21 protein-coding genes and 1 tRNA gene are annotated in these 23,668 nt (G+C 70.8%); 15 read left to right on the top strand and 7 right to left on the bottom strand.

The features are described 5' to 3' along the window. Positions 1-135: 135 nt before the first annotated feature. A complete protein-coding gene (locus ACFQ6X_RS17805; RefSeq protein WP_383182439.1) occupies positions 136-618 on the top strand; it encodes a hypothetical protein in 483 nt (160 codons plus the stop codon). Here ACFQ6X_RS17805 and ACFQ6X_RS17800 read toward each other — a convergent pair. Continuing rightward, positions 604-1,086, bottom strand: coding sequence for an Lrp/AsnC family transcriptional regulator (locus tag ACFQ6X_RS17800; RefSeq protein WP_383182437.1), 483 nt, complete (start codon positions 1,084-1,086; stop codon positions 604-606). The genes ACFQ6X_RS17805 and ACFQ6X_RS17800 overlap by 15 nt on opposite strands. Positions 1,087-1,198: 112 nt before the next feature. Here ACFQ6X_RS17800 and ACFQ6X_RS17795 point away from each other — a divergent pair, with 112 nt between their 5' ends. The 3 genes from ACFQ6X_RS17795 (at position 1,199) to ACFQ6X_RS17785 (ending at position 3,262) form a co-directional block, all read left to right on the top strand. After that, positions 1,199-1,816, top strand: a complete 618-nt coding sequence (locus ACFQ6X_RS17795) for a LysE family translocator (RefSeq protein WP_383182435.1) — start codon at positions 1,199-1,201, stop codon at positions 1,814-1,816. A gap of 97 nt (positions 1,817-1,913) precedes the next feature. Then, positions 1,914-2,369 carry a PaaI family thioesterase gene (locus tag ACFQ6X_RS17790; protein WP_383182433.1) on the top strand — a complete coding sequence of 152 codons (456 nt, stop codon included), beginning with the start codon at positions 1,914-1,916 and terminating at the stop codon, positions 2,367-2,369. A gap of 128 nt (positions 2,370-2,497) precedes the next feature. Next, positions 2,498-3,262, top strand: a complete 765-nt coding sequence (locus ACFQ6X_RS17785) for a hypothetical protein (protein WP_383182431.1) — start codon at positions 2,498-2,500, stop codon at positions 3,260-3,262. A gap of 27 nt (positions 3,263-3,289) precedes the next feature. On the opposite strand, the gene ACFQ6X_RS17780 is transcribed toward ACFQ6X_RS17785, so the two are convergent. Beyond that, complete coding sequence (locus tag ACFQ6X_RS17780) at positions 3,290-3,730, bottom strand: hypothetical protein (protein WP_383182430.1); 441 nt, start codon at positions 3,728-3,730, stop codon at positions 3,290-3,292. 466 nt (positions 3,731-4,196) lie between these two features. Between ACFQ6X_RS17780 and ACFQ6X_RS17775 the strand changes: the two genes are divergently transcribed. Together ACFQ6X_RS17775 and ACFQ6X_RS17770 are read left to right on the top strand one after the other, a co-directional pair. Beyond that, a complete protein-coding gene (locus ACFQ6X_RS17775) occupies positions 4,197-4,769 on the top strand; it encodes a hypothetical protein (protein ID WP_383182428.1) in 573 nt (190 codons plus the stop codon). Between the two features lie 375 nt (positions 4,770-5,144). Then, the gene (locus tag ACFQ6X_RS17770) at positions 5,145-5,885 is read left to right on the top strand and encodes an alpha/beta hydrolase (RefSeq protein ID WP_383182426.1); all 741 of its coding nucleotides are present in this window, start codon (positions 5,145-5,147) and stop codon (positions 5,883-5,885) included. A gap of 174 nt (positions 5,886-6,059) precedes the next feature. Here ACFQ6X_RS17770 and ACFQ6X_RS17765 read toward each other — a convergent pair whose 3' ends face one another. Further along, the gene (locus tag ACFQ6X_RS17765; protein ID WP_383182424.1) at positions 6,060-6,764 is read right to left on the bottom strand and encodes a TetR/AcrR family transcriptional regulator C-terminal domain-containing protein; all 705 of its coding nucleotides are present in this window, start codon (positions 6,762-6,764) and stop codon (positions 6,060-6,062) included. A gap of 55 nt (positions 6,765-6,819) precedes the next feature. Between ACFQ6X_RS17765 and ACFQ6X_RS17760 the strand changes: the two genes are divergently transcribed. Further along, complete coding sequence (locus tag ACFQ6X_RS17760; RefSeq protein WP_383182422.1) at positions 6,820-8,400, top strand: FAD-dependent monooxygenase; 1,581 nt, start codon at positions 6,820-6,822, stop codon at positions 8,398-8,400. A 67-nt stretch (positions 8,401-8,467) separates the two neighbouring features. On the opposite strand, the gene ACFQ6X_RS17755 is transcribed toward ACFQ6X_RS17760, so the two are convergent. After that, positions 8,468-11,368: an ATP-binding protein gene (locus ACFQ6X_RS17755; protein WP_383182420.1), complete on the bottom strand. Its 2,901-nt coding sequence runs from the start codon at positions 11,366-11,368 to the stop codon at positions 8,468-8,470. 143 nt (positions 11,369-11,511) lie between these two features. Further along, positions 11,512-12,030 (bottom strand): hypothetical protein, encoded by a 519-nt coding sequence (locus ACFQ6X_RS17750; protein ID WP_383182418.1) that lies wholly within the window; start codon positions 12,028-12,030, stop codon positions 11,512-11,514. A gap of 331 nt (positions 12,031-12,361) precedes the next feature. Here ACFQ6X_RS17750 and ACFQ6X_RS17745 point away from each other — a divergent pair, with 331 nt between their 5' ends. Then, on the top strand, positions 12,362-13,066 hold the full coding sequence (locus ACFQ6X_RS17745; protein WP_383182416.1) for a hypothetical protein: 705 nt from the start codon (positions 12,362-12,364) through the stop codon (positions 13,064-13,066). 543 nt (positions 13,067-13,609) lie between these two features. On the opposite strand, the gene ACFQ6X_RS17740 is transcribed toward ACFQ6X_RS17745, so the two are convergent. Both ACFQ6X_RS17740 and ACFQ6X_RS17735 read right to left on the bottom strand, forming a co-directional pair. Continuing rightward, complete coding sequence (locus ACFQ6X_RS17740; RefSeq protein WP_383182414.1) at positions 13,610-13,969, bottom strand: hypothetical protein; 360 nt, start codon at positions 13,967-13,969, stop codon at positions 13,610-13,612. A 151-nt stretch (positions 13,970-14,120) separates the two neighbouring features. Further along, a tRNA-Arg gene (locus ACFQ6X_RS17735) sits at positions 14,121-14,193 on the bottom strand. Between the two features lie 319 nt (positions 14,194-14,512). Here ACFQ6X_RS17735 and ACFQ6X_RS17730 point away from each other — a divergent pair. The 7 genes from ACFQ6X_RS17730 to ACFQ6X_RS17700 all read left to right on the top strand — a co-directional run bounded on the left by ACFQ6X_RS17730 (position 14,513) and on the right by ACFQ6X_RS17700 (position 23,667). Continuing rightward, complete coding sequence (locus tag ACFQ6X_RS17730; RefSeq protein ID WP_383182412.1) at positions 14,513-16,153, top strand: dynamin family protein; 1,641 nt, start codon at positions 14,513-14,515, stop codon at positions 16,151-16,153. Further along, positions 16,150-18,234, top strand: a complete 2,085-nt coding sequence (locus ACFQ6X_RS17725; RefSeq protein ID WP_383182410.1) for a GTP-binding protein — start codon at positions 16,150-16,152, stop codon at positions 18,232-18,234. Before ACFQ6X_RS17730 ends, ACFQ6X_RS17725 begins: the two co-directional genes overlap by 4 nt. A 93-nt stretch (positions 18,235-18,327) precedes the next feature. After that, positions 18,328-18,948 carry a single-stranded DNA-binding protein gene (locus ACFQ6X_RS17720; RefSeq protein WP_383182408.1) on the top strand — a complete coding sequence of 207 codons (621 nt, stop codon included), beginning with the start codon at positions 18,328-18,330 and terminating at the stop codon, positions 18,946-18,948. A 197-nt stretch (positions 18,949-19,145) separates the two neighbouring features. Then, positions 19,146-20,696 (top strand): Cys-Gln thioester bond-forming surface protein, encoded by a 1,551-nt coding sequence (locus tag ACFQ6X_RS17715; protein ID WP_383182406.1) that lies wholly within the window; start codon positions 19,146-19,148, stop codon positions 20,694-20,696. 186 nt (positions 20,697-20,882) lie between these two features. Further along, positions 20,883-22,547: an energy-dependent translational throttle protein EttA gene (gene ettA / locus ACFQ6X_RS17710; protein ID WP_383182404.1), complete on the top strand. Its 1,665-nt coding sequence runs from the start codon at positions 20,883-20,885 to the stop codon at positions 22,545-22,547. Between the two features lie 2 nt (positions 22,548-22,549). Further along, positions 22,550-22,972, top strand: a complete 423-nt coding sequence (locus tag ACFQ6X_RS17705; RefSeq protein WP_329210993.1) for a thioesterase family protein — start codon at positions 22,550-22,552, stop codon at positions 22,970-22,972. Then, positions 22,969-23,667, top strand: a complete 699-nt coding sequence (locus tag ACFQ6X_RS17700; protein ID WP_383182402.1) for a hypothetical protein — start codon at positions 22,969-22,971, stop codon at positions 23,665-23,667. Before ACFQ6X_RS17705 ends, ACFQ6X_RS17700 begins: the two co-directional genes overlap by 4 nt. Position 23,668 lies beyond the last annotated feature (1 nt).

Genomic DNA, 23,668 nt, shown 5'->3' with positions numbered 1-23,668 from the left:
CTGCTCCGGACCGCGTGGCGATGCGCTTGCAGGGCCGGGGCAGGGCAGTCGGACTGCGATGCGCTCCTAGGGCCGGGGGGCAGGGCAGTCGGACGCAGCGGGGTGTTGTCGGTGGTGCTGGCTAATCTGCGGGCCATGGGAAATTTCGGCGGTTCGCTCGCGATCGGATCCACGGCAGAGCTTCGCGATCCGATGAGGGCGACGGGCTATGTCGGCATCGAGGACGCGGACGTTCTGGCGGAGGGCTGGCAGGCGGTGGAGTTCGCCGACGCGGATCAGCGCAGCCTGCCAGGACTTGTGGAGAAGACCGGTGCGCCGGTCGTCATGGTGTCGTTCCTGGACAGCGATGTGGGGTTCGTCGAGGCCATGGCGCCGGACGGCGGAGCCTGGGACGGGCTGCTCAACCGCGGTATGGCGGAGAGCTACGACATACCGCTGGAGGATTTCCCGGTGGAGCCTGCCGTAGCGGGCGCCCTCGCGTGGTCGGCCGCAGCCGGGCTGGCCTCCGACGCCGAAGTCGTCCGACAGGCGCTCACCGGGTCCGCCACCAGTGCGGAAGAGCTGTACGGGCTCCTCCTGGTCGGCCTGGGCATCCCCGGGGCCTCATCGGCCGCGTAGTCCGCCGTCGGCCGGCTGCTCCGGCAGCGGGCGGTCGTCGACGACGTGCTTCATGACGAGGGTCGACGTCAGGCGCTGGACACCGGGCAGGGTGGCCAACTGCCGGTCGTAGAGCTGCTGGAAGGCGGCCAGGTCGGTGGTGGCCACGCGCAGGAGGTAGTCGGGTTCGCCGAACAGACGCTGGGCCTGGATCACGTGCGGGACGGCGGCCACGGCCTCTTCGAACGTGGTGACGGTGTCGCGGTCCTCCCAACGCAGGGTGGCGAAGACCAGGGCCTCGAAGTCGAGCCCGACGGCGGCCGGGTCCACGACAGCGCGGTAGCCGCGGATCGCTCCCTCCCGTTCGAGATCGCGCAGGCGCCGGTGACACGGCGAGACACTCAGCTTCACGCGGGCGGCCAGCTCGGTCACCGTCAGCCGCCCGTCCAACTGCAGCTCGGTAAGAATCTTCCGGTCCAAGGCGTCCATGGAGAAGATTCTCCCTCAATCAGCGCGATCATGGAGAAAGAACGGGAACACATTCGGGCAGAACGGTCCTAATCTTTCCTCTCGCCACAAGAATGTGAGAGGAAAATGCTCCATGGACACGACCACACTGGCGACCTTTCTGGCGGTGGACCTCCTGCTGGTGTTCACCCCCGGCGCGGACTGGGCCTATGCGATCGCTGCCGGACTGCGGGAGCGGTCGGTGGTGCCTGCGGTCGCCGGACTGATAGCCGGATACGCCGGATACACCCTGCTCGCCGTGGCCGGCCTCGTGGTGATCGTCGCAAGCTCGGCGAGCCTGCTCACCGCACTGACCGTCTTGGGTGCCGCCTACCTGATGTGGCTCGGCTGGAACGTCCTGAAACGGCCGACCGGACTGAGCGCGCCGACGGAGACGCTGGACTCCTCCCGCCGGAGAGTCGTGCTGAAGGGCGCCGGGATCAGCGGCCTCAACCCCAAGGCGCTGCTGCTGTACTTCTCGCTGTTCCCGCAGTTCATCGACCCCGCATCGGGCTGGCCCGTCGCCGCCCAGACCGGGCTGTTCGGCACTCTCCACATGGCGCTCTGCGCCGTTGTCTACCTCGCCGTGGGCGTCCTTGCCCGCACGCTCCTGAAGACCCGGCCGTCAGCCGCCCGCGCGGTCACCCGGGCCTCCGGCGCGATGATGATCGTCATCGGCGGCTTCCTCCTCGCGGAACGCCTGGCAGGCTGATCACCCTCTGTACTCGGCTCCGCCGGGTGACCGGAACCGGATCGCTGCTCACGGCCGAGTGCCGGCCGCGCACCAACTGCTGAAGGAGCGCACGCACGTGGAAGACCGAACGTCGCAGGAACCGGCGAGCCCCGAAGTCCGGGCGCGCGTCCAGGAAAGCTTCGACCGCCAGGGGCTGATGGCACACCTCGGTGCGCGTATGGCGCACATCGCGCCGGGCCGCGTCCACATCGTGCTTCCCTCACGCCCCGAAGTCACCCAGCAGCACGGCTACTTCCATGCGGGCGCCACCAGCGCCATCGCGGACAGTGCGGGTGGTTACGCGGCCTTCACGCTGTTCCCCGAGAACACCTCGGTACTCACCGTCGAGTACAAGATCAACCTTCTGGCGCCCGCCGTCGGCGACAGCATCGAGGCGGTGGGAACAGTCCTGAAGGCGGGGCGAACGCTGACCGTGTGTCAACTGGAAGTGTTCGGTGTCCAGGACGGCCGCCGCTCGCTCGTCGCGAACGGCCAGCAGACGCTGATCCGTGTGAACAGGCCCGAACGGTGACGGCGGAGCAGCGACCGCAGGCGGCAGCACGGCGCGCTCGGCTGCCGTAGCCAACTCCGGCCCACCCGGTAAAGTGGCGATCTTCGGCCGGCGGAAGCCGTACGGAGTCCTTGAAGGCCGGGCACACCATGCAACTCGCCGACCATCCCGCACACCGCCGACTCGGCGCCGCCCTGGATGACCTGGCTGTCACCTTCCGTGGCATGACCGCGCGTCCGGATGAGACCAACTGTGAGTGTCACTGGGGTAGTTCCGATGAACTCGCCCTCCTGAAGACGCCGGACGTGGAGCTGGAGCCGGACCTTCTGCGCCGGACCTGGCAGGCCACCGACTGGACCGACTCCGCGGCCGTGCTGCGTCGAGTCCTGCCGCAGTTCGCAAAGGTCCTGGTCGCCGGTCGGGCAGACCCCCTGTTCGGACTGCAGGAGGCCGGACAGGCCTTCGCCCGCGGCGGCTGGCAGCAGTGGCCCGACGATCACGCCGGTCCCGTACGCGAGTTTCTGCACGCGTGGTGGGTGCACAGCCTCACCGACCCGGATGCGGTCGTCCCGGCGCACGAGGTCTTCGTGATGTGTGCCGAGGCGTCCGGAACGGTCGGACCCTGGCTTGCCGAATGGGAGGAGCGGACCGGCCACCTCAGCGACCGACGTCTCGTGGAGGCAGCGGCTGAATGGGAGTACGAGCTGCTGGGAGACAGCCTGCCGTGGAGCGGCTGGTACGGGCACGACGAGGAGGAGATGCGCGCCGAACTGGTCGCATGGCTCCTCGGCCACGCCGCGGTGCGACTCCGCGCGTCGGGCGCATCGGAGGATCTGCAGCACCGGATACGGCTGCTCGGACTCACCGACGAGGACCGCTGGATGGATCCGCACTGGCCGGGCCACCGCTACTGACGACCAGTAGGTGCTGCGGCTCCGCTGCTACCAGGCCGGTCGGGGATCTTGCCGCTCTGTCGAGAGTTTTGCCGGAACTGTGCTGCCCGCGTCGGTCCGCCACAGATATCCCGGACTCGGTGCGTATGCGTCGGAGGCCGGAGCCGGGGAATGAAAGCGCTGGGTGCGCGGAAGCGGCACCTCGACCAGTCTGCCGTCGTGAATCATCCACAGGCCGAAGCAGTCGTCCTCCTCATCGTGGATCAGGACCTGCACCTGGCCCGGGTTGGGCCACGGAAGCGATTCGAGATGCTTCAGCAGCCCGGTGCGCGGCCCCACGCGGTGGAACTCGATGACCCATCCGCCTACGAACAAGTCGAGGGGCTGGAAGTGACCGTTCCAGCTACGTGACTCGTCGGGGCGGGTCAGCGGTTCCATGACCTCGTCCGCGTACGTCGCCAACACGATGACCTGCGCAATTCTGCTCATGGCGGAGTATCGCCGCATGGCGCACGGCAAGGGCAACCCCTTTTGGGAGCAGCGCCGCCCCGGTCGACCCGCGCTGGGCGGCGGCCCGTTGATGCGGGTGTCCGGGAGGCGGAGTCGACGGCCAAGGCGAGCCGGCGGGGCGCCGTCCAGGAAGGCGGCTCCGGTCCAGTGCTTGGGCGCTCCGGACCAGAGGGCGAAGTGCCGACCGGGCCGGGGGCCGGCGGACGGCTGGACTGGACCGAGCCGGGAGAAGTTGTGTCAGTCCGCTGCTCTACACTTCGGCTCTCGCACGATCCAGAGATCATTTCCCGGGGGGGAAATCAGCATGGCGACACCGCCGCAGAACATTGATCCAGTTCCGCCAACTCAGCCCGCACCTGTGCCCGTACCGCTCCAGGGGCCCGCACCCGCACCGCTCCAGGGGCTCGCGGGGGCCGACTCTCAGTGCTGCCAATTCTGCGGAGGGATGCCGGCGCTCAAAGCCACCGTCCGCGGGCATCAGGGCTTTCTGATCGTCATGCGCTTCCTCAAGGTGCGGGGGCTCTTCTGTCGCACCTGCGGCATCGCGACGCACCGTGAGATGAGCACCAAGACGCTGTGGCAGGGCTGGTGGGGCATCGCCTCCGTGATCATCACCCCGGTCACCCTGATCTCCAACCTCGTCGCTCGCGTTCGCTTCGGCCGAATGGCGCCTCCCGCCAACGGCATGCAGCCTCCGCTCGACCCAGGGAAGCCGGTCATTCGACGTGTCGAGGCATTTGGCGTCCTCGCGCCGTTCCTCATCGTCGGGTTCTTCGCGATCGCCGCGCAGCTGGACGACAGCGCGAACACCGCGGGTGTCGGTGAGTGCGTGCGCGTCAGCGGAACGGAAAGCGCTCCTGAAGTCGCCGTCGTCGACTGCGGTTCGGCCGAGGCGGAGTTCAAGGTTGCGGAGCGGTACGAGGACAGTGACGCCCACTGCGACCGCACGGTCTTTTCCGAGTACGCCGAGTACGGAGGCCGAGACAGCTTCACCCTGTGCCTCAGTCCGCTCGACTGAGGGCTGTCCCGTCACTCTTGGCGGATCGGTGCGCAGCGGCAGATGCGGTGCATCACAAGGCGACGCCGAGGTGGTGGCTTCTGCGAGGCCGGTCGACAGGCGTGACTCGTTGATGCCGATACCGATGGTGACCGCGTCTGCCGTGCCGGAGAGCTCTGCGTAGTGTTCCGGCTCCGTGGCATCCGGCCACGGAGCCCGCGCAATATCCGCTTGGCGGACCACGGCGACCCTTGCTACGTTTCCGGAGGCCGTGCGAGAGAACGAGGAGGTGGTACCCGTGAACGCAGTATCGACATGGGTGCTCCCCTCCGGGGCCACGGTCGGGCGATAGGTCGTCCGGGAGCGCCGTTCTGAGCACTCCCGAAAGGCACGACCATGCAATTCACTTCCGAACAGCGCCTCGACGACGGCGTCCTCGAACGCGAATTCACCCTGGGCGAGATCCCCGGCATCCTGTGGACGCCCGCATCCGCTTCCGCATCCGCGCCGGTGCCGTTGATCCTGCTCGGCCATCCCCCGCTCGGGCTGCACAGGATGTACCCCCGGCTGGCGGGGCGGGCCCGGCAGGCCGCGGCGGATGGGTTCGCCGCCGCCACCATCGAGCTCCCCGGGAGCGGTGACCGGCCCCGTTGGGCCGCCGCCGAGAAGGCCCGCGCCGACCTGCGCCGGGTGATGGAGGCCGGCGAGCCGGTCGACGACGAGATCATCGACGCCCTCGTCCTCCCGCTCGTCGAAAAGTCGGTCCCGGAATGGCAGGCCGCTTTGGGCGCCCTCCTGTCGCTGCCCGAGATCGGCGGCCCGGTCGGGTACTCGGGGGGAGTGATCTCCATCGGTATCCGGCTTGCGGTGGTCGAGCCGCGCATCGTCGCCGCCGGCTTCTTCGCCGGGAGTTTCGTGCCTCGCGCCATGTTCGAGGAGGCCCGCCGGGTCACCATTCCGCTGCACGTCCTGCTGCAGTGGGACGACGAAGGGAACGACCGGCAGGCGGCCCTGGACCTGTTCGACGCCTTCGGCTCGAAGGAGAAGACGCTGCACGCCAACATGGGCGGGCACACCGGCGTCCCGCAGTTCGCGGGGGACGATGCGGCCCGGTTCTTCGCCCGGCACCTGAAGTGAGGCCGGGCCGTCGGGCCGACGGCCGGCAGTGAACGGTGTCGGCCGGGACGGTGCTCGTCGAGACAGACCCGGCTCTTCTCAGCTCTCTGCACTGCGGGCCCCTGCCGACTCCGGCAGGGGCCCGCGCTGCCCGGCCCGGCGTACCGATCGAGTGCCGCGGTCCGTACTGACCGCTCAGCGACCCAGCCGGGCCGCGAGCCCGTCGAGCACGCAGTCCAGGCCGAACGCGAAGTCGACGTCGGGGTCGGGTTCCTCGGCTTCGTGGACGCGGCGGGCGAGCATCGGGTGTTCCCCCGCCGCGATGACCTCGCTGATGTAGGGCCCGACGCTGCGCTGCCACTCCTCCTCGGTGAGCCCGGTGCGCTGCTCCGTGCGTCGGAGGGCCTGCTGGGCGGCGACCGAGCCCAGGACGTACGCGTGCACGGCGCCGAGCGCCTGCGAGGCCAGGGTGATGTCGGGCGTGAGCGCGACGGCGGCGCGCAGCGCGGACTCGGACCGACGCAGCGAGTTGGGGCCGAGCGCTGGTCTCCCCGTCAGTTCGCCCGCCAGCCAGGGATGCCGCAGCAGCGTCGTACGCGACGCGTGTGCGACCGCCTCCAGACCGGCACGCCAGTCCTCGACGGACTCGGGCAGCGGATCCTCGCCCTGTGCCGCGTCGACCATCAGGTCCACCAGCTCGTCGCGGTTGGTGATGTACCGGTAGAGCGTGGCGGTCCCGGAACCGAGGTCACCCGCGACCCGCCGCATCGACACCGCCGCCAGTCCCTCCGCGTCCGCGACGGCCAGCGCGGCGGCCACGTACTGGTCCACCCCAGGCGCGCGTCGCCGCGGTTCGGGGCGCGGCCGGGTCCACACCGAGGAGGGAACGGGGTCGGTCATCGGGGCGGTCCTTTCCTCGTTGACCCGCATCATACCTTCTGGCTACGGTGTATCCATGACGGAGACAGTGTATCCAGAAGTACCCGTTCTCGTGGTCGGAGGCGGCAGCGTCGGCCTGCTCACTGCGGCGCTGCTCACCCACCACGGCGTCCCCGCGGTGCTCGTCGAACGCCGGTCCGGGCCGTCGGTGCACCCACGTGCCACCGGCATCGGACCGCGTACCGTCGAAATCCTCCGCGAACTCGGGCTCGACACCGCCGTCGACGCCGCCGCGGTCGACCTCCGGGGCGGCGCGGGCAAGGCGGTGGCACGGACCGTCGTCGAGATGGGTGCGGGCGACGTCGTGACCGTGCCCATGCCGGTCCCGTCCGCCGACGAACCGGACGTGACGCCGTTCAGGCTGCGCGGCGTCTGCGCCCAGGACCGGCTCGACGCCGTCGTGGCAGCCGACCTGGCACGCCGAGGAGCGGACCTGCGCTGGTCGACCCGCCTGGCCGGCATCGCGCAGGACGCCGACGGGGTCGATGTCGAACTGGAGGGACCGGACGGCCGCTACTCGCTGCGGTGCGGGCGCGTCGTCGCCGCCGACGGCACGCACAGCACCGTGCGGGGCGCCCTCGGTGTGGGCACCTCCGGGCCGGGCGACCTGGGCAAGTCGATGATCAACATCCTGTTCCGCGCCGACCTCCGGCCGCACCTGCGGGGTATGTCCTTCGCCACCTGCACGATCACCACACCGGAGGCGCCCGGCCTGCTGGCCACCGTGGACGGAGAGACGAACTGGGTCTTCCACGTCCCCTGCGACGTCGACGGCGGCGAACGCCCCGAGGACTTCACGCACGAACGCTGCGCCGCGGTCGTCAGGCTGGCGGTCGGCGATCCCGGCCTCGACGTCGAGGTGCGCAGCGTGCTCGCGTGGCGGCCCCGGAGCGCGGCGGCCGAAAGCTTCGCCGTCGGCCGTGTGTTCCTCGTGGGCGACGCCGCGCACACCGTGTCGCCCCTGGGCGCGTTCGGCCTCAACACCGGGGTCGCCGACGCGCACAACCTGGCGTGGAAACTGGCCGCCGTCCATCACGGCGAGGCCGGTGCCGGGCTGCTCGACACCTACGCGCACGAACGTGAACCGGTGGCCGCGGCGACGCTGGACCAGGCGATGCGCAGGCTCGCCGACCCGCAGCTGCACTGGGGACGCGGACCCGAGGCCGACGCCGCCAGGGCGGCGGCGGGGGTATGGGCGGCGCCGGTCGTGCACCTCGGCCAGCGGTACGACTCGGCCGCCGTTGTCGATCCGCGGCCGGAACTCCCGTCCACGGTCGACCTGGTGCTGGACGGATCGCCGGGGTCCCGGGTGCCCCACGCGTGGATCGACGGGGTATCCACGCTCGACCTGGTGGCGTCCCGGTGGACCCTGCTGGTGGGCGACGCCGGCGAGCGCTGGATCACCGCCGCGGCGGGCGCCGGACTCCCCGCGCATCGCGTCGCGGTCCCGTGGCTGCCGGAGGAAGGGGCGCTGCTCGTCCGTCCGGACGGGATCGTCGCGATGCGCGCCACGGCGTCGCCGGCGGATCCCGCTCGGTTCCTCACCGAGGTCATGGACCAAGTACTGGCCAGGCCGGTCCCGGTGCCGAGCCCCTGAAGGTAGGCGCCTGGACGTGGGCGCCTCGACGTGGGCGCCTGGACGTGGGCGCCTCCGCTTCCTGCTGTCAGGAACGGGCCATGAGGGCGGCGAGCCCCGCCCGGGTGGCGACGTCGGTCTTGCGGAACACCCTGGAGAGGTGGGTCTCGACGGTACGCGGACTGAGGTACAGCCTGGTCGCGATCGCCTGGTTGGTGAGGCCCTCCGCCACCATTTCGGCGACCTCCCGTTCGCGTGCCGTCAAGGAGGCCAGCCACGGCGGGGCGGGGGAGGACGGGGAGGGTACGGACGGCCGCGTCAGCTCCGCCAGGCCGACCAGCAGGCCTGCGCCTCCGCCGGTGGCCAGCCGGTGGCCCTGCTCCCACATGGCAGCACCGCGCGCTCCGAACCCGGCAGCCGTCATCGCCGGGGCCGCGAGCAGCAGTGACCGCGCCTCCCAGAACACCGCGCCGGAACGCGCGCACTCCGCCGCCGCCTCGGCGAGCAGCGTCGCCGCAGTGGACGGGTCGCCGCCGTGCAGGGCGAGCTGTGCCGCGCTCCGCAGCGCGGAGGCGCGCTGCACGGGCAGGCCGAGCCGCTCCGCGTCCTTACGGGCCCGCTCGGACCATGCCGACGCGGAGTCGACGTCCCCGGTGGAGAGGGCCGCAGTGACGAGGAGTTCCGACAGGAGGGGGCGCATCGAGGGCTGCAGGCCACGCAGGTCGTCGCCCCCGGCCCGGAGGAGGGCGTCCCGGGCACGGTGCGGATCACCGCCGGTGAGCGCCGCGTAGCCGAGCATGCACCAGGCCATGGAGGCCCGCCAGTTGTCGCTCGGACCCATGGACGCGACGGCCTCCTCGGCGGCCGCCAGGGCCTCCGGGTCGCCTGGGGCGGACGCCGCGATGCGTACCTGGGCCTTGTTGGCCAGGACGAAGGCGAGCAGTTCGCTGCTGCCGATACCGCGGGCGATGTCCTCGGCCTCGTCCGCCAGTTCACAGGCCGAAGGCAGCCGGCAGGTCTGGATCCGTACGTGTGCCTTGCACAGCAGCAGGAGCGGCAGGAGGTAGACCTGCCCGCTGCGCCGGGCGATCCCCAGGCCCCGGTCCGCGTGACGCTCGGCATCGGTGAAGCAGCCGAGGAATGCCTCCGCCCAGCCCAGCCTGCCCAGCGGTTCGCACAGCGCCGTGAGGTCGTCGTCGGGCAGACCGTCCAGCAACCCGGCCGCCTGCGCGGCGTACGAGCTCGCCGCGGCCACACCGCCCTCGTAGGCCTCGCCGAACGCGGCGACCGCCAGTGCCCCCGCCTCGCCGAGTTCGTTGCCGAGAGCGCGGGCATCCGCGAGGGTCCGCGCGACCTCGCCCCGCATCTGCGGATACGAGGCGTTGTGCGGTGCGGACGAGCTCAGTTCGAGGCCGATCGACACCCTGTCGGACGGCGACAGTCCCGGCTGCCTGCTCAACTCGCGCCGCAGGAGCGCGATTGCCTCCGGATATCTTCCGAGATGCCGCTCGGTCGAGGCACACAGCACGACCGCCGACGTCCGGACGCCGGCCTCGTCGGGACCGACCGTGCTGATCACCTTGTGCAGCAGGTCGCGGCTCTCCCGCAGCCCGCCGGCGACACCGAGCGCACGTGCGCGACGCAGCATCAGATCGCGTCGCTCAGGTGCGCGTTCGACCGTGTCGGGCAGCAGCCGGAGAGCCGCCCCGAGCCAGTGTGCGCAGCTCGTCGGGGCCGTCGACGCAGTCTGCTCGGCCGCCTGCCTCAGTACGGCGTACGCCTGCGGGTCCCACGAGGTCACCGACCGTTCGACGTGCCGGGCCTGCTCGACGGCCGGTGCGCCGGTGCGGGCCAGCTCGGCGGCTGCGGCGCGATGGATCTCGACGCGCCGTCGGACGGCGGTGGACTCGTGGACCAGGGTCCGGATCACCGGGTGGCGCAACACCATGCGGCCGCCCGGGCCCGGCCGCACGAGGTCACGTCGCGCCAGGGCGTCCAGATCGTCGTCGAGCTCGGCGTCGGTACGACCGGTCGCCCCGCGGATCACCGGGGGCACCGCGTGATCGCCGAGCACGGCGATCGCCTCCAGGGCACGGTGCTGCGACGGGGTCAGCGGGGCCAGCTCGTTCAGCAGCAGTGCTCCGAGTCCGGTGGGCAGTTCGCCGAGACCGTTCTCGGCGGAGGCCGAGGAGGACGCAGGGCGACGCGCGGCGCCCTCGCGGTGCGCGTGCAGGAGGGAGAGGAAGTAGAGCGGGTTGCCCTCGCCTGCGGCATAGAGTTGCGCGGCCCGGCCGCGCGGCAGATCGGGGGCGAGCCCTTCGACGCATTCCTGTTCCGCGAGCGGCGCCAGAGCGATCCGGAGCACCGCATCGGTGTCGACTCCGCGGGTGAGAGCCGCGGTGAGTGCGGCCGGCGTCTGCCGGTCGCGGCGGGCGACGACGAGGACGACCGGGCCGGGTACGGGATGCCGGACGAGATGGTCCAGGAGCTCCAGCGACGCCGGGTCCGCCCAGTGCACGTCGTCCAGCGCCACCACCAGGCCGCCGGCCCGGCCGAGCTGCGCCAACAGCCCTGCCACCGAACGGTGGAGGCCGAAGCGGTCGGCGCTGGCCGCCGCCGGTCCGGGGGACGGCCCGGCGCCACGGCCGCCGAGGATCGGGGAGACCGCGTCGAGCAGCTCCGGTGCCGTGTGCGGCAGGCGGTCGTCCAGATCGGCGAACGCGTCGGCGAACGGATGGAAAGGGAGATGCCGTTCGTACTCGGCCGCCCGGCCGCGCAGCACCGTCATCCCGCGCCGCCGTGCGCGCAGGCAGAGTTCCGTCATCAGCCGGCTCTTACCGATCCCCGCCGCGCCGGTGATGTCGACGAAGGGCGGTGCCCCATGGCCCAGCCGGTCGATCACCGTGTCGAGCAGTCCCAGTTCGGCCGTTCGGCCGACGAGAGGACTCCCGCTGTCGTGAGGTGCGGATGAGCCTTCCGGCGCTCCCACGTGTGTGATCTCCCTGCCGAACTCCACGGCTTTGTCTATCACGTTGGACGCAAGACCGTTCGGGAGTCGTACACGCCGCGTCCAGAATCTCCGCCGAGGGCGCGGGGCGTACGGCACGCCTCGTTGCGGCGCCTCCCGCCTTTTCAGCCGAACAGGGCAAGGGCGATCCAGGCGAGGATGCCGACGAGGACTCCGAGAACGAGGGCGGCGATCTCGGCGGCGATGAAGACCAGTACGTAGTCACCGTTGTGACTCCACGTGGCGTCCCGCGCGCAGGCGCGGAAGGACAGCGACAGGGCGAGGAAGGGGCCGAGGATGAGCCCGGTGACGGTGACCCACGTCCCCAGCGCGTAGCCCGACGGTTCGTGGGCCCGGCCCCTCACCATCCGCACGTCCACGGTGCTGCCGGGCTCGTGCGTCCTGGCAGCCTTGTCCAGCATGACCTCACGCCGGGGCTCACCCGCCGCGCGCGGCGTGTACATGCCTGTGCAGTCGGTGCCGTCCTGATAGCCCTGCGCGTCGGTGGACTCGTAGCACCCGCTGATCCTCATGACGCCGTCCACGGGGCCGATGCCCAGGACGGCCGCCAGGTGGGGTCCCGGGAGCACCCAGATCAGCCACCCGGCGACGGCGAGGCTGACCACCGCTCCGGTCAGACCCACCCTGCGTTCCCATGTCCCTGCCGTTCGCGCCACACCGCCTGCCCTCCCCATAGGCAGCCGTCACGCAGACCGGCTGTGACGTGTTCGGCTCACTGACCGACCTCGACCCTCCCACCCATCACGGTGCCGCGAGTCCGTGAATTCCCTGACGGGCCTACGTAATTCAGGGCGTGCCCGGTTGGTCGGCCGGTCAGTACGTGGCGAAGTACGTGATTCCACCGACGCCCTCGGCAGCGGATCCTGCGAGCATCGATCCCCGCGCCGCAGCACAGCCACGTGCAGGCCGCTCCCGGAATTCGGATGATTCACCCGTCGAACAAGAGGTGCTTTCGTGTCACACCGCGTCCTCGTTTCCCGCATCCTCGGAGCGGTCCTGGCCCTGTCCCTCGCCGCCTGCGGATCCACGGCGGACAAGGACTCGGACATCCCGGGCCCGGCAGCCGCAGGCAGCGTGGCCGGCGGTGGTGCGGCCGACGAGGGCGCGTCAGGGGACTGCCCCGAGAAGCACGCGGTGACCGTGCAGGACGACAAATTCGGGGGGACGGCGGACATCGACCTGTGCGCGCGTCCCGAAGTGCACCGGACAGCCGTCAGCGCGCCCTGGGCCAGCGTGTACGACAGCGTCGGCGTGAGCCCGCCCCTCAACATCATGCCGGTCTCCTGCACGGGCGAGTCCGAGGACAGCTGCAAGGTGATCAAGGTCAGCGATGCCGAGCTGTGCAATCAGGCCAAGCCCGACTGCCACCCGCAGCGCGGCGAAGAGGTACCCGTGCTCTGTTCGGCCGTGGACAAGCTGAACTCCGACAGGCCGTACTACGGCGTGCTCCTCGACAGCAAGCGTCTGCTGGCCATGGGGACGGATCATGACCGGAGCTACACCAAGGTCTTCACCGACAAGGGAGACATTCCCGTGGGCTATGTGGATGCCGAGACACTGGAGAAGGTTAAGGGCGAACTGCCTGCCTGTGACGGCACCCTGCTCCACGGCTCGGGAGCGCGAACTCTCGGGCAGATGCAGGGCCTTCCCCTCGATTGACTCTCCGCGGGACGCGCCACCGCGTATCCCCTCGGCCACCCGGTGACAGAGGGAGGGCGCCGGACCGCCCCCACCGGGGGCGGGGGCGGTCCGGCGCCTACGTGTTCGCTACGGGGCCTGGTTGCGGTGCTGTGGCCTGCAAAGAGAGCCCTTCGAGGGACCTGCGGCCAAGTGCCGAGAAGGCGCTTGGACTGAGCTGCTAGGTAGCTGCTTACGAGCTTCGATACGTATTCGACCGCGGCAGCGGGCCAGGATCCTCTTCACTGGCTGCATGGAACTTGTTGAGAAGCCGATCGAGTGGGACCAGAGCAAGCACAGTGCTGGCACAAAGTCCCATCAACGGCACTGCGCTTGGAACGCCCCGTGTTCGAACGCCGCAGCTTGGAGCGTCCATGTGAGGGACCGGGGCGGTGACAGTTGGTGGGCCGTCTGCGAGGAACACCGTGCTGCCTCGCCGGTATTGAGAGCCGTGCTGCCTGTCAACTAGCGCGCAGCTCCGGGACGGCGGCGCCCAGCGCCCTCCTGCCAGGTCCCGGGCAGGTGTCACGCCACGAATCGAACGTCCCCCTGCTCATTCACGGCATATACCGTGATGTCAAGCAGGTCGCGCACGGCCTGGGGTACCCGCAACGCCGCTGCGACGCAGGACTCGGGGACGACTACGGCGTAGGCCGTGTTCATCTCGCCGGTCATGCGGCGCAGAAGCTGCCCGTACGCGGTGTCGACGTCCAGGCCTGGCGCACTCGTCCTGCCTTTGACCTCGGCAAGGAGGCGGCGCCCGTCGGCATGGACCGCGTCGACGTCCACATCCCCTCGCTCGGCCTTGAAGCGCAGAGTCCATCCACTGTTGGCCAGCCACTGCTCGAATGCTGCCTGCACACGGGCTTCGTCCCCTCTGGGCACGGCTCCTCCTCTCGGCTTGAGGCGCCGGCCCTCCCCGCCGTGACCTGGGGACGCTCCGGCGCTTACGCGGTCGCTACGCGGCCCTCGCTACGGTGCTGTGACCTGCAAAAAAGACCCTCCCGAGGGAGGGTCTGACGTCGTACGGGATGTGTGCCCCCGGCAGGACTCGAACCTGCGGCCAAGCGCTTAGAAGGCGCCTGCTCTATCCACTGAGCTACGGGGGCCGGTGTCGGCCTCGACGGTCCGGAGAGCGCTGAATCAAGCCATCCGTGACCTTGCCGGGACAAGGATAGGGCTCAGATCGCCTCGTCCCGGTTGCTTCACCTGCGTGGCACGATGTGGAGGTTCGGTGAAGCGAACCGATAATCGCAGGTGGGTGCGATTCATGCACCGCTTTTGACGCCTCACGCCCCGGGTGTTGTGCACTCGTTATGCCTGCGCCCCACTCGTCCCCTCTGTCCCCCAACGTGGATCCGCCGCGCAGAGGGTGCCTATACGCTTCAAAATGGCGTCAAAATTGGGCATTCTTCACATGTGGTAACCATGGACGTACGGCCCCAGCTCATCGACGCACTTTCCGCCCTGCGCGACCGTGTCGCTGCCGTGCGTCTTCCACTCCCGCTGCCGGGAGCCGCGCGCTCCCGGCAGACGAGGACCGAACTGCTCGCCCAGCTCGACGACTATCTGGTGCCCAGGCTCAAGGATCCCGATGCGCCGCTCCTCGTGGTCATCGGGGGATCCACCGGCGCCGGCAAGTCGACGCTCGTCAACTCGCTCGTGGGATGCCGGGTCAGCGAGGCCGGTGTGCTGCGGCCGACCACCCGCACCCCGGTACTCGTCTGCCACCCGGACGATCACCACTGGTTCGCAGGGGTGCGCGTGCTGCCACAGCTCACCCGGGTGTGGCTGCCGCCGGGGCAGGCCCCTGATCCGGACGGGCTCGACCACCTCGGCCCGGAGGGCGAGGACGACACCGTCCTGCGCGTGGAGACCGCGGCGACCCTGCCCCGGGGACTCGCGCTGCTGGACGCCCCGGACATCGACTCGCTCGTCGTACGGAACCGGGTCCTGGCCGCCGAACTCATCTGCGCCGCCGACGTGTGGGTCATGGTGACCACCGCGTCCCGGTACGCCGACGCGGTGCCGTGGCATCTGCTGCGTACCGCCAAGGAGTACGACGCCTGCCTGGTCACCGTCCTGGACCGGGTACCGCACCAGGTGATCGGTGAAGTGTCCCGGCAGTTCGCGGCGCTGCTCACCCGGGCCGGACTGGGCGAGGTGCCCCGCTTCACCATCCCGGAGCTGCCCGAGTCCGCAGGCGGCGGCAGCGGACTGCTGCCCACCACCGCCGTCGCGCCGTTGCGTTCCTGGCTCACCCACCGGGCACAGGATCCGGCGGCCCGTCAGCAGGCGCTGGGGCGTACGGCATCCGGAGTCATCGAGTCGCTCAACGTCCGGATGCCCGAACTGGCCGGGGCGGTCGCCGCGCAGTACGCGGCGGCGGTGCGGCTGACCGGCGTGGTCGAGGAGGCGTACGGGACGGAGTCCTCGCGCGTACGCCGACGGCTCCAGAACGGTGCCGTGCTCGCCGGTGACGCGCGCACCCGGTGGCGCGGATATCCGCTGTACAGCACCGCCGGGGAACTGCTCGACGCACTCGTGGAGAGCCTCGCGGCCCTGCTCCAGTGCGCCGTGGCAGCCGCCGACGAGCAGATCCGCACGACCTGGCAGCGCGAGCCCGCGGCAGGGGACTTCAGGTTCGAGGAGGCGGGCCGGGAAGCCGGTGGTTGGGGCCCGGCCGAGGACATCCAGGGCCGGATCGCCATGGCCGTACGGCGGTGGCGGCGGGTCCTGGAGGAGCTGGCCGAGGAAGAGGCGCGGCTGCTGGAACGCAATGCCGCACCCGACGCCGAGACGGTGGCGGCGCTGCTGGCGGCCGCCCTGCTCGGCGGGCGCCGGGCCCGGGGCGCCGGGGAGCAGCTCGCCGAACGGATCGGTGCCCAGGGCGCACTGAGGCTGCGCGACAAGGGCGGGGCGCTGCTCACCAGCTATCTGGACCAGGTCCTGCACGGCGAACGCGACCGGCGGCTCGCCCCGCTCGATGCGCTCGAGGTGGCCCCGGAACCGCAGGCCGAACTGATTGCCGCGCTGTCCGTACTGCAGAAGGAGAGGTGGAAGCGATGACCGCTGTCACTGACCAGGGCCGGGACCGGGGGCAGGGCCCCGAGCACGGAGGGGCCGGTGGGGCGGCCGACGGGGCGGCCGGGGGCGCCGAAGGAGCGGAGGGGGCGGCGGGCCGGCGCTGGGACGACGGGCTCATCGCACGACGGGCCGCGGACGCCCTGCAGGAGGGCGTCGAGAGGGAGCGTCCGCCGGACGACGACGTACGGCCTCAGGTCGAGGCGTACGGACTGCCGGGCAGCCCTCTGCGCCCGCGCCTCGATGCGCTGCGCGAGCTGGTCGGCCTCTCCCGCGCCAGGCTCGACGGGGACACCCTCGCCGAGGCGGGGCGCGTCCTGGACGAGGCATCGGCCCGGCAGCGGCTCTCCTCCCGGCACACGGTCGTCGCCATCGCCGGTGCCACCGGCAGCGGGAAGTCGACCCTCTTCAACGCTCTCGCGTGCTCACAGATCTCCGAAACCGGGCTGCGCAGGCCGACCACGTCCGCGCCGATCGCCTGCAGCTGGACCGACGGAGCCGCCGGGCTGCTGGACCGGCTGGCCATTCCCGGCCGGCTGCGGCGCAGGCCCGTGCAGGGAGGTACGGACGCCGACGAGGCGCTGCAAGGGCTCGTGCTGGTGGACCTGCCCGACCACGACTCGGCCGCGACCGGGCACCGGGACCAGGTGGACCGTGTCCTCGCGCTGGTCGACGCGGTGATCTGGGTCGTCGACCCGGAGAAGTACGCCGACGCGGCCCTCCACGAACGCTATCTGCGGCCGCTCGCCGGACACGCGGAGATCACCTTCGTCGTCCTCAACCAGATCGACCGGCTTCCCGGAGAGGCCGCCGACCTGGTCCTGGACGACCTGCGCAGGCTGCTCGACGAGGACGGCATGGCGGTGGGCGAGCACGGTGAGCCCGGCGCCACCGTCATGTCCCTGTCCGCGCTCACCGGTGACGGGGTGGCGGACCTGCGCGAGATGCTCGGCCGGTTCGTCCAGGACCGTACGGCGGCCGCGGCGCGGCTCTCCGCCGACGTGGCCGCGGCGGCGGCGCGGCTCAGGCCCGTGTACGTCGCCGAGGGACGGCCCGGACTCGGTGAACGGACGCGTGAGGAGTTCGCCGACCGGCTCGCGGAAGCCGTCGGTGCGGCAGCCGCGGGGCAGGCGGCCGAGCGCGAGTGGCGCAGGAACGCGGGGCGGGCCTGCGGGACGCCGTGGCTGCGGTTGTGGCGCTGGTACGAATCCACCCGGCAGCTCGGCGGCCTGGACCTGATGGCGCAGGCGCTCGCGCCGCCGGAGGAGGAACTCACCGCCCGGCAGCGCGTGGAGCAGGCCGTGCGCACGCTGGCGGACGACGCCGTCGTCGGGCTGCCGGCGCCCTGGGCCCAGGCCGTGCGCGAGGCTGCGGTGAGCGGGGCGAAGGGGCTGCCGGAGGCGCTGGACGAGCTCGCACGGAACGCTCAGGCCGGGACGGGAGCGGCCGGCCGGGGGCGTGCTGGGGGCGGCGGGCACAAAGGTGCCGCGGATCTCGGCGCGGCTGCCTCGGGCGCGAGGGGTGCGGGGACGCAGGGAACACAGGGCGCCCAGGGGACGCTTGGCGGGCCGGCCGGGGCGAGGGCTCCGGGCTCAGGGGCACTCGGCTCAGGATCCCTCGGCTCCGGCGCTCTCGGATCCGGGGTTTCGGGCAGGGCCGTCGCTCCCGCCGCGGGGGCGCTCGGGGGCCGGCCCGTCAGGCTTCCGCGCCCCGCGTGGTGGCCCGCCGCGGTGCTCGCGCAGGCCTCGATGACGCTGCTTCAGATCTTCGGCGGACTGTGGCTGCTCGGTCAGATCGTCGGCGTAATCGAACCCGGCCTGGTCGCCCCCGCGCTGCTCATGCTGGCCGGGGTCGTCGGCGGACCGCTCGTGGAGTGGTCCTGCGCCGCTGCCGCACGGGGCCCCGCGCGACGGTACGGGCAGGAGGCCGAAAGGCGCCTGCGCGAGGCCGCGTCCGGATGCGGCCGGGCCAGGGTCCTGGACCCCGTCGCGGCGGAGCTGGCGCGCTATCGCGAGGTGCGCGAGCGGTACGTGGCGGTGACGGAGTTTTCCACAACCGGCCGGTAGTCCACAGGCGCCGGCAGGATCCCCGATTTCCGTCCAGCATTGGGATCACACCGGATCCCACCGGACCGGTGCAGGACGGATACGGGGGACGAAATGAACGAGACCTTGGTGACGCTGGTGGGAAATGCCGCGACCGCAGTGGAGTTCCGGGAGACGGCCACCGGGGGAATGGCGCGATTCCGGATGGCGGCGACTCCGCGTCGATGGGACCGCGAGAAGCAGCACTGGGCGGACGGCCACACCAGCTTCTACACGGTGTGGGCATGGCGGACGCTGGCATCGAATCTGGCCGGTTCCGTTTCCGTCGGCGAACCCCTCGTCGTGCACGGCCGACTGAAGGTGCGTGAGGAGGAACGCGACGGGGCCTGGAAGACCTCTGTGGACATCGAGGCCGTGGCGGTGGGACACGACCTGACCCGGGGGACGGCCGCGTTCCGGCGGGTGGTGAGGGGTGAACCCTCATTGACGGCCCGTCGGCCGCGTCCACCGGGGAGCTCGGACAGAGGCGAGGCGGAGCACAGGGAGGCCGGCAGCAGCGAGGCCGGCGGTGGAGAGGCCGGCGGTGGGGAGGCAGGCAGTGCTGTGGCAGGCGGGGGCGCTGCAGGCAGGGGAGGGGCAAGGAGGGGTGGGGCAAGCAACGGTGCGGCAGGCAGGGGCCCGGAAGAATCGGCGCATCGTCAGAAACGGGCCACGGAGATGGTGTCGGTGTCCTGAAATAGGCAGGACGCGCCGGAGAAGGCGATAACGATTACGAGTCGGAATGGTTATCCAACGGTATGACGGGGGACTGCTCCTCGCCCGCTCCTTAGGATTCCTCAGTACTCATGCGGCACTTGAGTCTGCTGGCGAGGCAATCCCCACACACGCACCATGCGTGAAGGCCTCGCCCGGAGGGGAATTCTGTGTTTTCTGTGTTTTCTGCGTCCGCAGCGTCTGCTTCGCCGTCCACCGCGACGACGGAGCACTCCGCACGGAGCCGAAGCCGGGGTCGGAAGCGCGACCAGGTGCCGGGCCGGAGCCGGAGAGCCGGCCGGGGACGGGGTCTCGCCCGGCTGGCCGCCGCGGTGCTGGCTTCCGGTCTCGTCGCGGCCGGCACCCTCGCCGGTGCGGCGACGGCGGCAGCGGAGGAGACAGGCCAGCACCAGGGGGGCGCGACCGCAGTCCTGGACGGGCTGAAGACCTTCGACCGTGCGCTGCTCCACACCGGCGGCGAAGGCGGCAAGGAACGCACGACACAGGAGCTTCCCGCAGGCCTGTTCGAGATGACCGTCGACGGCGGCGGCAGGCTCAAGACCTACTGCATCGACATCCACAACCCCACCCAGGACCAGGCGAAGTACCTCGAGACCCCCTGGATCCAGACCTCGCTCGGCGCCAACAAGAACGCCGGGAAGATCCGCTGGATCCTGCAGCACTCCTACCCCCAGGTCGACGACCTCGCGGCGCTCGCCGACAAGGCCGGCACCGGGCCGCTCACCGAGCGGACCGCAGCCGCGGGCACCCAGGTCGCCATCTGGCGCTACTCGGACGACGCCGAGGTCGAGGCCGCCGACAAGCAGGCCGAGAAGCTCGCCGACTGGCTGGAGGACGAGGCCGTCAACATGGCGGAGCCCAAGGCATCCCTCGCCCTGGACCCGGCCGCGGTCTCCGGACGGGCCGGTGGGCGGCTCGGTCCGGTCACGGTCCGCACCGACGCGGGCCAGGTCTCCGTCGCGCCGCCCGCCGACGCCGCGGCCAGCGGGATCACCGTCACCGACAAGGACGGCAAGCCCATAACGGAGGCGGCCGACGGCACCGGCCTGTACTTCGACATCCCCGAGGACGCCGCGGACGGCTCCGCCTCGCTGACCGTCCAGGCGACCACCTCCGTGCCCGTCGGCCGGGCGTTCGCCGGGGTGACCAGGAGCCAGACGCAGATCCTGGCCGGCTCCAGCGAGTCCACGGTCTCCGCGACGGCGACCGCGACCTGGGCCGAGACGGGCGCCGTACCCGCTCTCACGGCGAAGAAGAACTGCGCCAAGGGCGGCGTGGACATCACCGCGGCCAACAAGGGGGACGCCCCGTTCACCTTCGAGCTCGCCGGCTTCCAGCACACCATCGAAGCGGGAGTCACCAGGACGGTGACCATCCCGGTCGCCGAGGACCAGGCGTACGACTTCACGATCACCGGGCCCGGCGGCTTCCGCAAGAACTTCAAGGGCGTCCTGGACTGCGCCACCGCGGGTAGCACCGTGACGGGTGACGGCGTGGGCACGCAGAGCGCCAAGCAGCCCGTGCCCGCCTCGACCGGCACCAGCTCCACCGGCATCGAGGGCGACCTCGCCGAGACGGGCGGGTCCAGTGCGACGCCGCTCATCGCGGGCATCGCCATCGGCCTCGTCGTCCTCGGCGGCGGCGCGGTCTTCCTGCTCCGCAAGAAGAAGCCGGCCGGCGAAGGCAACGACGGTGCGAACGCCGGGTAAGTGACCGGCGGCGCATCGTGACGATGCGCCGGTGACGGGCCCGGTACGCACCCGCGTACCGGGCCCGGTGCGTTCCGGGCGGATGAACAGGGGGTACCGGGGAGCGGACTGGTTTCCGTCCGGGTGCGGACGTCAGGCAAGATGGGTGTATCTGCCCACACCTCTATTGCTGCCGGACGGTTTCTCTTGGCTGAGTTCATCTACACCATGCGCAAGACGCGCAAGGCGCACGGCGACAAGGTGATTCTCGATGACGTCACCCTGAACTTCCTGCCCGGCGCGAAGATCGGTGTCGTGGGACCCAACGGCGCCGGTAAGTCCACGGTGCTGAAGATCATGGCGGGCCTCGAGCAGCCGTCCAACGGCGAGGCGTACATCACGCCCGGTTTCAGCGTCGGCATCCTCATGCAGGAGCCGAAGCTCGACGAGTCGAAGACCGTCCTGGAGAACGTCCAGGACGGCGCCGCCGAGATCATGGGCAAGCTCAAGCGCTTCAACGAGGTCGCCGAGCTCATGGCGACCGACTACTCCGACGCGCTCATGGACGAGATGGGCAAGCTCCAGGAGGACCTGGACCACGCCAACGCGTGGGACCTGGACGCCCAGCTGGAGCAGGCCATGGACGCCCTGGGCTGCCCGCCCGGCGACTGGCCCGTCAACAACCTCTCCGGCGGCGAGAAGCGCCGTGTGGCGCTCTGCAAGCTGCTGATCGAGGCCCCGGACCTGCTCCTCCTCGACGAGCCCACCAACCACCTCGACGCCGAGTCGGTGAACTGGCTGGAGCAGCACCTGTCGAAGTACCCGGGCGCCGTCGTGGCCGTCACCCACGACCGGTACTTCCTGAACAACGTCGCCGAGTGGATCCTCGAGCTCGACCGCGGCCGCGCGATCCCCTACGAGGGCAACTACTCCACGTACCTGGAGCGCAAGGCCACCCGCCTCAAGGTCGAGGGCCGCAAGGACGAGAAGCGCCAGAAGCGGCTCAAGGAAGAGCTTGAGTGGGTCCGCTCCAACGCCAAGGGTCGGCAGACCAAGTCCAAGGCACGCCTCGCCCGTTACGAGGAGATGGCGGCCGAGGCGGACAAGATGCGGAAGCTGGACTTCGAGGAGATCCAGATCCCGCCGGGCCCGCGTCTCGGTTCCATCGTCGTCGAGGTCGAGAACCTCTCGAAGGCCTTCGGCGACAAGGTCCTCATCGACGACCTGTCCTTCACGCTGCCGCGCAACGGCATCGTCGGCATCATCGGCCCGAACGGTGCGGGCAAGACCACGCTGTTCAAGATGATCCAGGGCCTCGAGACGCCGGACTCCGGCGCCATCAAGGTCGGCGACACGGTCAAGATCTCCTACGTCGACCAGTCCCGCGCCAACATCGACCCGAAGAAGACCCTCTGGGCCGTCGTGTCGGACGAGCTGGACTACATCAACGTCGGCCAGGTCGAGATGCCCTCGCGGGCGTACGTCTCCGCGTTCGGCTTCAAGGGCCCGGACCAGCAGAAGCCGGCCGGCGTCCTGTCCGGTGGTGAGCGCAACCGCCTCAACCTGGCGCTGACGCTCAAGGAGGGCGGCAACCTGCTGCTCCTCGACGAGCCCACCAACGACCTCGACGTCGAGACCCTGTCCTCGCTCGAGAACGCGCTGCTGGAGTTCCCCGGTGCGGCCGTGGTCATCTCCCACGACCGCTGGTTCCTGGACCGCGTCGCCACGCACATCCTGGCGTACGAGGGCGACTCCAAGTGGTACTGGTTCGAGGGCAACTTCGAGTCGTACGAGAAGAACAAGGTCGAGCGCCTGGGTGCGGACGCGGCCCGTCCGCACCGTGCCACGTACAAGAAGCTCACGCGAGGCTGATCGTGGCTCGTCATATCTACAGCTGCCCGCTGCGCTGGTCGGACATGGATGCCTTCGGCCACGTGAACAACGTGGTCTTCCTCCGCTACCTGGAGGAGGCGCGCATCGACTTCATGTTCCGGCTGGCGCCGGGGGACGGTTCGCCGTCCTTCGCCGGCGGGTCCGTCGTGGCACGGCACGAGATCGACTACGTGCGGCCGCTGGTCCACCGGCACGCGCCGGTGACCGTCGAGTCGTGGGTGACGAAGATCGGTGCCGCGTCGCTGACGATCGCCTACGAGATCAAGGACCCCGAACAGGTCTACGTACGGGCGTCGACGATAGTCGTGCCCTACAACCTGGTGGAGGAGCGGCCCCGGCGGATCACCGCCGAGGAGAAGCTCTTCCTGCAGGAATACCTCGATCAGGAGCCTGCTGCCGCATGAGGGTGCCCGTACGGTCGCTGCAGTTCGCCGACGCGAGGGAGGCGGCGGATCTCGCCGCCTTCCTCGGCCGGCTGCTCCACTACGACCGGGCCGCCGCTGTCCGCCTCCAGGCGGGCGGCGGCGCGCTGGCGGTGTTCGGCCGGCCGCCGTCGTTCGAGGTCCTCGCGATCCGTACGGCCCGGCTGGCCGACACGCACGACTTCGACACCACCGTCTCGGCCGGTGAGCTGCTCGAATCCCTGGACACCGGGGAGAGCGCCGAGGGGGGCGCCGGATCGGGCTCCCTGCCCGCCCCCGTGACCGGTCCGCCGTGGACCGGCGTGCTGCCGCCACGCCGCGGCTGGGAGGAACGGCCCGGGCTGCCGGGGCCGTTGGCCCTGCGCGCCGCCCTCACCGAGGCCGTCGCGGAGTTCCGGGCGCGCGACGAGGCGCTGCCCGAGGACCGCCGTACCCGGGCGGAACGCGACCTGATCGGCCGCGACATCTGGTCCCGCACCGTCGGCGACACCGAACTCCCGCTGCGCGCGGTCCACGCCGCCCAGTCCCTGGGCTTCCTAAAGCCCGCCCCGGACTTCCCCGTCGCGCTGCTCGGTGCCGGGTCGTGGCTGCGGCTGCGCACCCCGTACGGTTCGGTCGCGCTGAGGGGCGCCGGCGGCGGACTCGGCAACCTCGCGGTGACGGTCGGGACGGCCTGAG

Origin of the sequence: Streptomyces sp. NPDC056452, assembly GCF_042796085.1 — a bacterium.
Taxonomy (GTDB): Bacteria; Actinomycetota; Actinomycetes; order Streptomycetales; family Streptomycetaceae; genus Streptomyces.
The sequence above is the reverse complement of the archived record's forward strand: the minus strand, read 5'-3'. Positions and strand labels throughout refer to the sequence as shown.

What these genes read in the sequence shown, in the direction of transcription:
- ACFQ6X_RS17725 (WP_383182410.1), top strand. Translation starts at nt 16,150, where the DNA reads ATGACCGCTGTCACTGACCAGGGCCGGGACCGGGGGCAGGGCCCCGAG.
- ACFQ6X_RS17780 (WP_383182430.1), bottom strand. Translation starts at nt 3,730, where the DNA reads ATGAGCAGAATTGCGCAGGTCATCGTGTTGGCGACGTACGCGGACGAG.
- ACFQ6X_RS17770 (WP_383182426.1), top strand. Translation starts at nt 5,145, where the DNA reads ATGCAATTCACTTCCGAACAGCGCCTCGACGACGGCGTCCTCGAACGC.
- ACFQ6X_RS17720 (WP_383182408.1), top strand. Translation starts at nt 18,328, where the DNA reads ATGAACGAGACCTTGGTGACGCTGGTGGGAAATGCCGCGACCGCAGTG.
- ACFQ6X_RS17775 (WP_383182428.1), top strand. Translation starts at nt 4,197, where the DNA reads ATGCCGGCGCTCAAAGCCACCGTCCGCGGGCATCAGGGCTTTCTGATC.
- ACFQ6X_RS17760 (WP_383182422.1), top strand. Translation starts at nt 6,820, where the DNA reads ATGACGGAGACAGTGTATCCAGAAGTACCCGTTCTCGTGGTCGGAGGC.
- ACFQ6X_RS17785 (WP_383182431.1), top strand. Translation starts at nt 2,498, where the DNA reads ATGCAACTCGCCGACCATCCCGCACACCGCCGACTCGGCGCCGCCCTG.
- ACFQ6X_RS17765 (WP_383182424.1), bottom strand. Translation starts at nt 6,764, where the DNA reads ATGACCGACCCCGTTCCCTCCTCGGTGTGGACCCGGCCGCGCCCCGAA.
- ACFQ6X_RS17700 (WP_383182402.1), top strand. Translation starts at nt 22,969, where the DNA reads ATGAGGGTGCCCGTACGGTCGCTGCAGTTCGCCGACGCGAGGGAGGCG.
- ACFQ6X_RS17795 (WP_383182435.1), top strand. Translation starts at nt 1,199, where the DNA reads ATGGACACGACCACACTGGCGACCTTTCTGGCGGTGGACCTCCTGCTG.
- ACFQ6X_RS17730 (WP_383182412.1), top strand. Translation starts at nt 14,513, where the DNA reads ATGGACGTACGGCCCCAGCTCATCGACGCACTTTCCGCCCTGCGCGAC.
- ACFQ6X_RS17800 (WP_383182437.1), bottom strand. Translation starts at nt 1,086, where the DNA reads ATGGACGCCTTGGACCGGAAGATTCTTACCGAGCTGCAGTTGGACGGG.
- ACFQ6X_RS17805 (WP_383182439.1), top strand. Translation starts at nt 136, where the DNA reads ATGGGAAATTTCGGCGGTTCGCTCGCGATCGGATCCACGGCAGAGCTT.